General features: G+C 68.7%; 10 protein-coding genes. 2 read left to right on the plus strand and 8 right to left on the minus strand.

Annotation, left to right across the window (positions count from 1 at the left end):
* Window positions 1–58: 58 nt before the first annotated feature.
* The 3 genes from ACCC97_RS27985 to ACCC97_RS27995 all read right to left on the minus strand — a co-directional run bounded on the left by ACCC97_RS27985 (window position 59) and on the right by ACCC97_RS27995 (window position 4,026).
* Window positions 59–1,069, minus strand: coding sequence for an aldo/keto reductase (locus tag ACCC97_RS27985; RefSeq protein WP_413336226.1), 1,011 nt, complete (start codon window positions 1,067–1,069; stop codon window positions 59–61).
* Window positions 1,070–1,155: 86 nt separating this feature from the next.
* The gene (locus ACCC97_RS27990) at window positions 1,156–2,709 is read right to left on the minus strand and encodes an alkaline phosphatase D family protein (protein ID WP_413336228.1); all 1,554 of its coding nucleotides are present in this window, start codon (window positions 2,707–2,709) and stop codon (window positions 1,156–1,158) included.
* Window positions 2,710–2,769: 60 nt separating this feature from the next.
* Complete coding sequence (locus ACCC97_RS27995) at window positions 2,770–4,026, minus strand: plastocyanin/azurin family copper-binding protein (protein WP_413336230.1); 1,257 nt, start codon at window positions 4,024–4,026, stop codon at window positions 2,770–2,772.
* A gap of 143 nt (window positions 4,027–4,169) precedes the next feature.
* On the opposite strand from ACCC97_RS27995, the gene ACCC97_RS28000 reads away from it, so the two are divergent.
* Together ACCC97_RS28000 and ACCC97_RS28005 are read left to right on the plus strand one after the other, a co-directional pair.
* Window positions 4,170–4,745, plus strand: a complete 576-nt coding sequence (locus ACCC97_RS28000) for a sigma-70 family RNA polymerase sigma factor (protein ID WP_413336232.1) — start codon at window positions 4,170–4,172, stop codon at window positions 4,743–4,745.
* Window positions 4,732–5,415, plus strand: a complete 684-nt coding sequence (locus tag ACCC97_RS28005; protein ID WP_007837232.1) for an anti-sigma factor family protein — start codon at window positions 4,732–4,734, stop codon at window positions 5,413–5,415. Before ACCC97_RS28000 ends, ACCC97_RS28005 begins: the two co-directional genes overlap by 14 nt.
* A gap of 12 nt (window positions 5,416–5,427) precedes the next feature.
* Here the strand turns inward: ACCC97_RS28005 and ACCC97_RS28010 are convergent, their stop codons facing one another.
* From ACCC97_RS28010 to urtB, 5 genes are all read right to left on the minus strand, one after another.
* Complete coding sequence (locus ACCC97_RS28010) at window positions 5,428–6,678, minus strand: MFS transporter (protein ID WP_007837231.1); 1,251 nt, start codon at window positions 6,676–6,678, stop codon at window positions 5,428–5,430.
* Window positions 6,679–6,810: 132 nt separating this feature from the next.
* A complete protein-coding gene (gene urtE, locus ACCC97_RS28015; protein ID WP_413336235.1) occupies window positions 6,811–7,503 on the minus strand; it encodes an urea ABC transporter ATP-binding subunit UrtE in 693 nt (230 codons plus the stop codon).
* 12 nt (window positions 7,504–7,515) lie between these two features.
* Window positions 7,516–8,394: an urea ABC transporter ATP-binding protein UrtD gene (urtD, locus tag ACCC97_RS28020; protein ID WP_007837229.1), complete on the minus strand. Its 879-nt coding sequence runs from the start codon at window positions 8,392–8,394 to the stop codon at window positions 7,516–7,518.
* The gene (gene urtC, locus ACCC97_RS28025) at window positions 8,391–9,629 is read right to left on the minus strand and encodes an urea ABC transporter permease subunit UrtC (protein WP_413336237.1); all 1,239 of its coding nucleotides are present in this window, start codon (window positions 9,627–9,629) and stop codon (window positions 8,391–8,393) included. Before urtC ends, urtD begins: the two co-directional genes overlap by 4 nt.
* Complete coding sequence (gene urtB, locus ACCC97_RS28030) at window positions 9,626–11,173, minus strand: urea ABC transporter permease subunit UrtB (protein ID WP_413336239.1); 1,548 nt, start codon at window positions 11,171–11,173, stop codon at window positions 9,626–9,628. Before urtB ends, urtC begins: the two co-directional genes overlap by 4 nt.
* Between the last annotated feature and the right edge of the window lie 90 nt (window positions 11,174–11,263).

The following is an 11,263-nucleotide window of genomic DNA, read 5'->3' on the forward strand; positions in this document are numbered from 1 at the left end:
GTGCAAAGGCCTGCCCCCATCCCAGCCTTCCCCCAGAGGGGGAAGGAGCAAGACGAACTCAGCGCGGGGCGTCGCCCTTGCGGTATTCGGCAGTCAGTTCGTCGAGCTTCTGCTTCAGCGCCGGATCAAGCTTGTATTCGGCGGCGGCCAGCGTCGCATCCAGCTGATCGGGCCGGCTTGCACCCAGCAGCGGCGCGGTGACCAGCGGATTCGCCATGACCCATGCCACCGCCAACGTGGCCAGCGGCACGCCGGCCTCGTCCGCCAGCCTGTGCAGCTGGGCCACGGTGTTGAAGCTGCGCTCGTTCCAGTAGCGGTCCTGGTACATGCCACCGGCGGTGCCGAGCGTGAAGCGCGTGTTCTCCTCCGGCTTCGCTCCGGGCTTGTACTTGCCGGTCAGCAATCCGCCGGCCAGCGGGTTGTAGGGAATCACGCCCAGGCCTTCCTCGCTGGCCAGCGGCAGCAGCTCGCGCTCGATCTCGCGGAACAGCAGGCTGTAGCGCGGCTGCACCGACACGTAGCGCGTGAGCTTGTGCAGCTCGGCCTTGCCCAGCGCGCGCGCCAGCCGGTAGGCCAGGAAGTTCGACACGCCGATGTAGCGCGCCCGCCCCGACTTCACGATCACGTCGAGCGCCTCCAGGCTCTCTTCGAGCGGCGTCTCGCGGTCGTCGCTGTGCAGCTGGTACAGGTCGACGTGGTCGGTCTGCAGCCGCTTGAGCGAAGCATCGATGGCGTCCAGCAGGTGCTTGCGCGACGCGCCCTGGTCCCAGCTGTTCGGGCCGACCTTGCCGACCGCCTTGGTGGCGACGACGAAGCGGCGGCGGCCCGCGGGGCCCTGCTTTTGCAGCCAGCGGCCGATGATTTCCTCGGTGCGGCCGGTGGTCTCGACCGTGCCGCCAAGCGGGTACACGTCGGCAGTGTCGAGGAAGTTGATGCCGCCTTCGGCCGCCTTGTCGAGGATCTGGTGCGACACCGTCTCGTCGGTCTGCAGGCCGAAAGTCATGGTGCCGAGGGCGAGCCGCGACACGGTGAGGCCTGTGCGGCCGAGACGGATGGTGGGAATGCTCATGGGGTCTCGCTCCGAGGAAAGAGAGGGATGAAGAATGGCGGCGGCCATCATAGGCATGGCCGCGCGATCCTGCAGGCGGCGGAGATTCAGGTGGATTCGAGATGCACGCCGGGCGCGCCCCGGGCCACCGAGAAGCGGGCCATGGGCGCCACGGCCGAATCGGCGTTCTTCTCGTCCTCCACCGCGCGGAACTCGACCTCGCAGCCGCGGGCATCGAGCGTCACGAGCGCGTAGCCGCGCTTGTCGCCGCGGCCGTAGCGCAGGTGCTCGTTCTTAGCGAGCATGTTCGCCACGTTGGCGGCGCTCGGCCCTTCGGAGGTGATGGCGCCGCCGACGAATTCGGTCGCCACCGCCGGCCCTTGCGCCTCGCGCCGCAGGTCGGCGGCCCAGAAGGCGTGCACGTCGCCGCTCGCGACCAGCGCGTTGCCGCCGCGCGCCTTGTGTGCGGCCAGCCCGTCGAGCAGGCGCGCGCGGGCGGCGGCGTAGCCGTCCCATCCGTCCATCCAGTAGCCGTGCTCGGGGCCGCGCTTGCGGTCGGCCTCGGCGAGCAGCGTGGGCTGGGCGAGCACGGTCCACTGCGCGGGTGGCGCCGCGAGTTCGCGCGCGAGCCACGCCTCCTGCGCCGCGCCGAAGAAGCTGCGTTCGGGCGCGAGCCGGCCGGGGCAGTCGGCCAGCGGCGACGCGCTGCGGCCCGCGAGGCAGGCGTGGTGCGAGCGGTACTGGCGTCCGTCGGTCAGCAGCACGTCGAGCATGCGGCCGAAGCGATGGCGGCCGTAGATGGTGGCGTCGGGCCCGCGCGGGCGCATGCTGGCGGGCACCGGCATGTGCTCGTACCAGGCCTGGTAGGCGGCCGCGCGAATCGCGAGGAATTGCGCGGGGTCGACGGTGCGCGGCGATAAATCGTTCGCGTAGTCGTTGGCCACTTCGTGGTCGTCCCAGGTCACGAGCCATGGAAAGGCGGCGTGCGCGGCCTGCAGGTGCGGATCGGTCTTGTAGAGCGCGTAGCGGTTGCGGAACTCGGGCAGCTGCGTGGGAATGCCGCCCTCGTGGCGCCGCACGTGGCGCGAGCCCCAGGAGCTTTCGTAGATGTAGTCGCCCAGATGCACCACGAAGTCCAGCGGCTGCGCGGCCATGTCGCGGTAGGCGGCGTAGTAGCCCTGCTCGTACTGCTGGCAGGAGGCGAAGGCGAAGCGCAGCGGCTGCTGCGTCCCGTCGTCCTCGGCGGGCGTGGTGCGCGTGCGTCCAATCGGGCTGCGTGCGCCGCCGGCCGTGAAGCGATACCAGTAAGGGCGGCCCGGCGACAGCCCCTGCACTTCGACATGCACCGAGTGCGCAAGCTCGGCCATAGCGATCGCCGAGCCCTTCGCCACGACGCGCCTGAAGCCCTCGTCGTCGGCGACTTCCCATCGCACTTCGACGGGCGCATCGCCCATGCCGCCGCCCTGCAGCGGCTCTGGCGCCAGGCGTGTCCAGAGCACGAAGCCGTCGGCGCGCGGCACGCCCGAGGCCACGCCCAGCGTGAACGGATCGCGCGACGCCGTGGCCGGCTGCGCATTCAGCCGCAGGAACGGATGGCCCAGCGAAGCGGCGGCCAGCCCGCCGCACAGCAGGCGTCGGCGCGAGAGTCTTTCTTCCTTCATCCGGGGCAATGTCCCCCGGTTCGCTCGCCCCTGTCAATCAGGCCGGATGAAAGCCGACAGTCAGGACCCCGGCTGCGAGCCCACCACCGTGACCCGCGCCGTCATGTACGGATGCACCGAGCAGACATAGTCGTACACGCCCGGCTTGTCGAAGACGCGGGCGAAGGCCTTGCCGGGCAGCAGCAGGTCGATGCCCGTCGAGCCGTCCTTGAAGACCAGGCCGTGCGGCGCGCCGTCGTCGTTCTGCCAGCTCACGCGCTGGCCGGCCTTGACGGTGATCTGCGCGGGCTCGAAGGCGAAGTTGCGGATGGCCACGTGCGCCGAGCCGCCGGCGTGCGCGCCTTCGGAAGCTGCCGTGCGCTGCAACGCGATCTTGCGCGGCGCGTTGCCCACCGCCACCGTGTGCATGGGCCCGCCCGCAAGGTCGACCACGCTGACGTCGTTCGAGCCCTCGTTGCTCACCCACAGCTTCTTGCCGTCCGCCGACAGGTCGAGCCAATGCGGCTGCTTGCCCACAGGGATGCTGCGCACCGCCGCGTGCGTGGCCGGATCGAACAACATGACCTCGCCTGGCCCCTGCACCACCACCACACCGCTCGCCATGCCCATGAAGTGCTGCGCGATGTGCGGCGACACGCCCGTGGGAACCGGCGCGCCCCACTGGTTGGTGGCGGGGTTGAGTACCTGCACGGCGGCCACGCCGGCCAGTGTGAGGTACAGCGCCTTGCCGTCATGGCTGAACTCGAGGTCGCGCGGCGGCTTGTCGAGCGGAATCTGCGTGACCACGGCGCGCGTCGCCATGTCGATGACCACCAGCGCGAAGTGCCCCGGCTCCTGCGAAGCGACGTAGGCCTGTCGCCCGTCGGGCCGGACGGCGATGGTGTGCGGCTTGGGCACCGGCACGGTGGCGCTCACGCCGTGGGCCGAGGTGTCGACGAAGGCCACGCGGTCGTCGCCGTTGACGGCCACCAGCAGCCACTTGCCGTCGGTGGTCATGGCTAGGCCCTGCGGCCCCTTGCCCACGTCGATGGCGCGCGTGACGCGGTCGCTCGCGGCGTCGATCTCGCTCACGGCAGCGGCGCCCGAGCCGCTCACGAACACGCTGCGCCCGTTGGGCGCGACGATGATGCCGTCGGGCCCCGCCGCCACAGGCAGCGTGGCGACGACGCGCTCGGTGCCGGTGTCGATCACGCTGACGGTGCTGTCCTTGAAGTTGCCGACATAGGCCTTGGGGCCTGCTGCAAGCGCGGCGCCGGCCGAAGCCGCCAGGGCCGCGAAGATGACGAGGATGCGCGCGAAGCCGGGCATGGCGATCATGGTGAAGACCTCCTGGAAGAAGAAAGAAGAAGCAGAATCCGCAGAGGGCATGACGCATGGCATGCCCTGCTTATTCCAGCGGGGCCCGAAAAAAAGCTGGAATAAAAAACTGGGCTGCCACGTCATGCAGGAAGAAGGAGCCCTTGAGCCTGTCGACCGACCGCACACGCCAGTTCGAAGCCGCCGCGCTGCCGCATCTCGATGCGGCATGGAACCTTGCGCGCTGGCTGCTGCGCGACGACCAGCTGGCCGACGACGCGGTGCAGGAGGCTTATCTGCGCGCGTTCCGGTTCTTCGATGGGCTGCGCGGCGAGAGCGCCCGGCCGTGGCTGCTGGGCATCGTGCGCAACGCCTGCTACGACTGGATGCGGCAGAACCGGCAGCTCGCCGACCAGGTGGAGTTCGACGAGCTGCGCGACAGCGAGGCGGTTTCAGCACCCTCCTCGCCCGAAGCCGGCGATCCGGCGCGGCAGTGGGAGCAGCGCGTGCAGGGCGAGCGAATCAACGCCGCCATCGATGCGCTGCCGCCGGTGTACCGCGAGGTGATCGTGCTGCGCGAGCTGGAGGAGATGCGCTACGAGGACATCGCGCGCATCGCGGGCGTGCCGCTGGGCACCGTCATGTCGCGGCTGTCGCGCGCGCGGGCGATGCTGCGCGAGAGCCTGCGCGAGGAACGTCCCGGCGACGCGGGAGGAAGGACACGCCATGTCAATGTCTGACGAGGAACTGGGCACGCTGATCCGACGCCATGCCACGCGGCACATGCCGCCCGAGGGGCTGGCCGCGCGCATCGGGCAGGCGGTGCGTGCGGAAGAAGTTGTTGTTGCCGCCTCGCCCACGCCCGCTCCGGTGCGGCGAAACCGGGGCCTGTGGCAAGGGCTGGCATGGTTCGGCACCGGCGCGGCCACGGCCTGGGGCCTGGCGCTCGTGCTTCTGGCAACGCCGGTGCCGCCTTCGGACGCTCTCGCCGAGGGCGTCACCGCCAACCATGTGCGCTCGCTGATGGCATCGCATCTGGCCGATGTGGCCTCGTCCGACCATCACGCGGTCAAGCCGTGGTTCGCCGGCAAGCTCGACTTTTCACCGCCGGTGGTCGACCTTGCCGCGGAGGGCTTTCCGCTCGCGGGCGGGCGGCTCGACTACCTGGACGGGCGCACGGTGGCGGCGCTGGTCTACCGCTCGGGGCCGCACGTCATCAACCTGTTCGTGTGGCCGGCTGCGGATGCAAAGGCGCAGGCGCCGGTGCTCTCCGCGCGGCAGGGCTACCAGCTCGTGCACTGGGCCCAGGGCGGCATGCAGGCCTGGGCCGTGTCGGATCTCAATGCAGTCGAACTGCAGAACTTCGCGGCGCTGCTGCGCGAGCGCGCCGCGACGCCCGCTGCGAAGTAGCCGGCAGCCGGCTCAGAAGGCGACGGCGGCCGGCCGGCGTGCGGCGGCACGGGCGCTTGCGATCGCCCAGCCGAAGATGCCCAGGCCCGCCAAAGCGAGCAGTGCGCCGACCCAGCCGGTCGAAGTCCAGCCCAGCCCGGCGGAAATCGCCACGCCGCCAAGCCATGCGCCGAGCGCGTTGGCCATGTTGAAGGCCGAGTGGTTGAGCGCGGCGGCGAGCGTCTGCGCGTCGCCGGCCACGTCCATCAGGCGGATCTGCAGGGCCGGGCCGATGGCCACGGTCGAGCCGATGAGGAACACGGTGAATGCTGCAGCCACGACATGGTGCGCCGCGAAGGTGAACACCGCGAGCACCAGCGCCGCATAGGCCAGGACACCGCCGATGGTGCGCATCAGCGACTTGTCGGCCAGCCGCGAGCCCACGAGGTTGCCCACCACCATGCCGAGGCCGAAGAGCGCGAGCACGATGGGCACGCCGCCCACCGGCATGCCGGCCACCTCGATCAGCGTGGGCTTGATGTAGCTGAACACCGAGAACATGCCGCCGAAGCCGATGGCGGCGATGCCCAGCGTGAACCACACCTGCTTGCGCCTGAGCGCGCCGAGTTCGCGCCAGGGGCTGGCGCCGGCGGCGGGCGCCATGTCGGGAATGTCGCGGCGAAGCAGCGCGATGGCCACCAGCGCGATGAGGCCCACGAACACGAAGGCCGCGCGCCAGCCGAAGAACTGGCCCAGCCATGCCGCGATGGGCACGCCCACCAGCGTGGCACCGGTGAGCCCGAGCATTACGAGCCCCACGGCCCGCGCGCGGCGCCCCGGCGGAGCGAGCGTGGCGGCCACCAGCGCGGCCACGCCGAAGTAGGTGCCGTGCGGCAGTCCGGCGGCGAAGCGCAGCAGGTTCAGCAGCAGGTAGTTGGGAGCCGCGGCGCTGGCGAAGTTGCCGGCCGCGAACACGGCCATGAGCGCGATCAGCAGCGCGCGGCGGCGCCAGCCGGCGGCCAGCACCGCGAGCACCGGCGCGCCGATCACCACGCCGAGCGCATAGGCGCTGATGACGTGGCCGGCCTGGGGAATGCTCACGCCGATGTCTTTCGCGACCTCGGGCAGCAGGCCCATGATGACGAACTCGCCGGTGCCGATGGCGAAGCCGCCGACGCCAAGCGCGAGCACCGCGCGCAGGAAGTTGGCGGGCTTGCCCGAAGGCAGGGAAAAGGAAGAAATGTCGGTGACCGCGCTGTCCAGCGCGGGTGGGGAGGCGTTCAAGGCCAGGCTCCTGGGAGGGGTGCCCGGCGGCCGCGGGCAAGGCGCGATTTTAGGGTAAACCCTGAAATCGCGCCGATACGCAATTGCCGAAGACCTTGTACTGGCAGGGCCGCGAGGGCCTGGCCAGTGGGCTCAGATCGCCACCAGCTGCCGCACGCCCTGCGCTTCCATGTCCTTGCCGAGGCCGCGCGCGATGATCTCGCCGCGCTCCATCACGAGATAGTCGTCGGCCAGTTCCTGGGCGAAGTCGTAGTACTGCTCGCACAGCACGATGGCCATGTCGCCGCGGTCGGCCAGCATGCGGATGACGCGGCCGATGTCCTTGATGATGCTCGGCTGGATGCCTTCGGTGGGCTCGTCGAGGATCAGCAGCCTGGGCTTGGGGGCCAGGGCGCGCGCGATGGCGAGCTGCTGCTGCTGGCCGCCGGAGAGGTCGCCGCCTCGTCTGTTGATCATCTGCTTGAGCACGGGGAACAGCTCGAACAGTTCCTGCGGGATGGGCGTGCTGCCGCTCTTGTAGGCGAGGCCCATGCGCAGGTTTTCTTCCACCGTGAGCCTGGCGAAGATTTCGCGGCCTTGAGGGACGAAGCCGATGCCGGCCCTGGCCCTGTCGTAGGGCGTGGCCTTTTGGATCGGCTTGCCTTCGAGCTCGATGCTGCCGCTCTTGATGGGGACGAGGCCCATCAGCGACTTGAGCAGCGTGGTCTTGCCTACGCCGTTGCGGCCGAGCAGCACGGTGACCTTGCCGAGCGTGGCCTCGAAGCTCACGTCGCGCAGGATGTGGGAGCCGCCGTAGTACTGGTGGATGTTCTTGACTGTGAGCATGGGTTCGGTTCCTCAGCGGCCGAGATAGACCTCGATCACGCGCTCGTCGGCCTGCACTTCGTCCAGCGTGCCCTGCGCAAGCACGGAGCCGTCGCACAGCACGGTGACGATTTCGGAGATGGTGCGGATGAAGCTCATGTCGTGCTCCACCACCATCAGCGAGTGCTTGCCCTTGAGCGTGAGGAACAGCTCCGCCGTGCGCGCCGTTTCCTCGTCGGTCATGCCGGCCACAGGCTCGTCGAGCAGCAGCAGCTTCGGGTCCTGCATCAGCAGCATGCCGATTTCGAGCCACTGCTTCTGGCCGTGACTCAGGTTGCCGGCCAGGCGCGACACGCTGTCGGCGAGGTGGATGGTCTGCAGCACTTCGGCCAGCCGGTCGCTCTGCGCCGAGTCGAGCCTGAACAGCATCGACGCGCGCACGCCCTTGTCGGTCTTCAGCGCGAGCTCGAGGTTCTCGAACACGGTCAGGTGCTCGAACACCGTCGGCTTCTGGAACTTGCGGCCGATGCCCAGCTGGGCGATGTCGGCTTCGCGGTGGCGCAGCAGGTCGATGGTGCTGCCGAAGAACACGGTGCCTTCGTCGGGCCGCGTCTTGCCGGTGATGATGTCCATCATCGTGGTCTTGCCCGCACCGTTGGGGCCGATGATGCAGCGCAGTTCGCCGGGCGCAATGTCGAGCGACAGCTTGTTGATGGCCTTGAAGCCGTCGAAGCTCACGCTCACGTCCTCGAGGTAGAGGATGCGGCCATGGGTGACGTCGACCTCGCCCGGCGTGACGTGACGGCCGAAGTCGGCGGCGCGGCCACCCGATTCGGTGCTGCCGCTGTCGTAGGGCATGCCGCGGGCGCGGGCGGCGCGCTCGGCGCCGGCTTCCATCAGGTCGGGGGTCATGCGCGTGCTCCCTTCGGTTCGGCGCCCAGCGGCGCGTGCAGCGATTCCGGCTCCATGCCCTGCGAGGCGGCGAGTGCGCGTTGCGCTTCTTCGCGGCCGTCGCTCACCGCCGCCGTGGCGCCGGCCGCCGGTGCCTTCTCCCTCGACAACCACTTGCGCACCAGCCCCACGATGCCGTTCGGCAGGAACAGCGTGACGGCAATGAACAGCGCGCCCAGGAAATACAGCCAGTACTCGGGGTACGCCACCGTGAGCCAGCTCTTCGCGCCGTTGACGATGAAGGCGCCGATAATCGGCCCGATCAGCGTGGCGCGCCCGCCCACCGCCGCCCAGATGGCGATCTCGATGGAGTTGGCCGCGCTCATCTCGCCCGGGTTGATGATGCCGACCTGCGGCACGTACAGCGCGCCGGCCACGCCGCACATCACGGCGGAGATCACCCAGATCGTGAGCTTGTACGGCAGCGGGTTGTAGCCCGAGAACATCACGCGCGTCTCCGCGTCGCGGATGGCCTGCAGCACGCGGCCGAACTTGCTGCCGATGAGCCACTTCGCAAAGAGGAAGAAGCCCAGCAGCGTGGCGCCGGTGAGCGCGAACAGCGTCATGCGCATCTCCTGCGTGGCGATCGGAATATTCAGGATGCGCTTGAAGTCGGTGAAGCCGTTGTTGCCGCCGAAGCCCGTCTCGTTGCGGAAGAACAGCAGCATGGCCGCGAAGGTCATGGCCTGCGTGATGATCGAGAAGTACACGCCCTTGATGCGCGAACGGAAGGCGAAGAAGCCGAACACGAAGGCGATGAGGCCCGGCACCGCGACGACCAGAATCAGCGTGGCGATGAAGCTGTCGCTGAAGGTCCAGTGCCAGGGCAGCGTCTTCCAGTCGAGGAACACCATGAAGTCCGGCAGGTCGCTCTTGTAGTTGCCGTCGCGGCCGATCTGGCGCATGAGGTACATGCCCATCATGTAGCCGCCCAGCGCGAAGAACAGGCCGTGGCCCAGCGAGAGGATGCCGGTGTAGCCCCAGATCAGGTCCATGGCCAGCGCGCAGATCGCGTAGCACATGATCTTGCCGACCAGTGCCACGGCGTAGTCGCTCATGTGCAGCGGGCTGTCTGCGGGCACCCACATGTTGAGCGCCGGCGCGACCGCGCAAACCACGATGAGCGCGACGAAGAAGGCCGTCCAGCCCTTGCCGCTCAGCAGCGGCCCCTTGGTTGGAAGTACGACCTTGCTCATGCCTCAGCGCTCCGGCCTTTCATTGCGAAGATGCCCTGCGGCCGCTTCTGGATGAAGATGATGATGAAGACAAGCACCGCGATCTTCGCGAGCACCGCGCCCGCCCAGCCTTCGATGAACTTGTTGAGAATGCCCAGCCCCAGCGCCGCATACACGGTGCCCGCGAGCTGGCCGACGCCGCCCATCACGACCACCATGAAGCTGTCGACGATGTAGCTCTGGCCCAGGTCGGGGCCGACGTTGCCGATCTGGCTCAGCGCGCAGCCGGCAAGGCCCGCGATGCCGGAGCCGAGCGCGAAGGCGTAGGTGTCGATGCGCGCGGTGTTCACGCCCATGCACGAGGCGATCGGACGGTTCTGCGTGACGCCGCGCACGAACAGGCCCAGCCGCGTCTTGCCGATGAGCCATCCCATCGCGAGCAACACCAGCGCCGCAAAAATAATGATGCAGATGCGGTTCCACGGCAACGTGACGTTGCTCAGCATCGAGAAGCCGCCGCTCATCCAGCCGGGGTTTTCCACGCCGACGTTCTGCGCGCCGAACAGCGTGCGCACGAGTTGCTGCAGCATCAGGCTGATGCCCCAGGTGGCGAGCAGCGTCTCGAGGGGGCGGCCGTAGAGGAAGCGGATCACGCCGCGTTCGAGCACCGCGCCGACCAGCGCCGATGCAAGGAACGACACCGGGATCGCAGCGACGAGGTACAGCCCGAACGTCGACTCGGGCAGGTACTTCTGGAAGATGCCCTGCATCACGTAGGTGGCGTAGGCGCCGATCATCATCAGCTCGCCATGCGCCATGTTGATGACTCCCATCAGCCCGTAGGTGATGGCGAGGCCCAGCGCGGCGAGCAGCAGCACCGAGCCCAGGCTGATGCCGCTGAACACGGCGTTGATGCGGTCGCCCCAGACCAGCGAGCCGTCGATGCTGGCGATGGACGCGACGATGGCGGCCTTGACGTCCGCTTCGGTTTCGTCGGCCAGGCGCTGGTTGAGCAGCAGCTTGGTGTCGGGGTTGCGGTTGCTGCCCAGTTCCTTCGCGGCCACGAGGCGCTTGGCCTTGTCGGCGCTGGTGAGCATGCTGGCGGCGCGCACCAGTTCGAGTTGCGCCTTGATCTTCGGGTTGGTCTCGGCGGCCAGCGCCTTCTCGACCATCGGGATGCGTGATTCGTCGGGCTCCTTGAACAGGGCCTGTGCGGCTTCGGCGCGCACCGCGTCGTCCTTGCTCGTGAGCTTGAGCGCGGCCTGCGCGGCATCGAGCGCGCCGCGCATGAGGTTGTTGTTGACGACGTCTTCGGCGGTGTCGGGCACTTTCAGCTCGGCGCCGGTGACGGGGTCGAAGCCTTTGTCGTCCTTCATCACGAAGACCTTGTCTTCGGTGTACTTGACTGCGTCGTCGGACATCGCCTGGATGAAGGCGGCGGTCTTCTCGTCGGCCGTGAGCACGGCCTTGTTGAGCGCGGCGATGCGGGCTTCGGATTCGCCGGAGGCGATGGCCCGGGCTTCGTCGGCGGTCAGCGCGTGGGCGGCCGATGCCATGAGGAGCATGGCGGCAAAGGCGCAGTGAAGGGTTCGTCGAAGCATCTTGAAAGTGGGATTGGGGTTGGCTCCCTCCCCTTCCGGGGGAGGGTTGGGGTG

It is taken from the genome of Variovorax sp. Varisp85 (assembly GCF_047304045.1).
GTDB lineage: Bacteria > Pseudomonadota > Gammaproteobacteria > Burkholderiales > Burkholderiaceae_C > Variovorax.

Bases quoted from the DNA above. Each gene is read 5' to 3' on its own strand.
- ACCC97_RS27985 (WP_413336226.1), bottom strand. From the start codon at position 1,069: ATGAGCATTCCCACCATCCGTCTCGGCCGCACAGGCCTCACCGTGTCG.
- ACCC97_RS27990 (WP_413336228.1), bottom strand. From the start codon at position 2,709: ATGAAGGAAGAAAGACTCTCGCGCCGACGCCTGCTGTGCGGCGGGCTG.
- urtD (WP_007837229.1), bottom strand. From the start codon at position 8,394: ATGACCCCCGACCTGATGGAAGCCGGCGCCGAGCGCGCCGCCCGCGCC.
- ACCC97_RS28005 (WP_007837232.1), top strand. From the start codon at position 4,732: ATGTCAATGTCTGACGAGGAACTGGGCACGCTGATCCGACGCCATGCC.
- urtE (WP_413336235.1), bottom strand. From the start codon at position 7,503: ATGCTCACAGTCAAGAACATCCACCAGTACTACGGCGGCTCCCACATC.
- ACCC97_RS27995 (WP_413336230.1), bottom strand. From the start codon at position 4,026: ATGATCGCCATGCCCGGCTTCGCGCGCATCCTCGTCATCTTCGCGGCC.
- urtB (WP_413336239.1), bottom strand. From the start codon at position 11,173: ATGCTCCTCATGGCATCGGCCGCCCACGCGCTGACCGCCGACGAAGCC.
- urtC (WP_413336237.1), bottom strand. From the start codon at position 9,629: ATGAGCAAGGTCGTACTTCCAACCAAGGGGCCGCTGCTGAGCGGCAAG.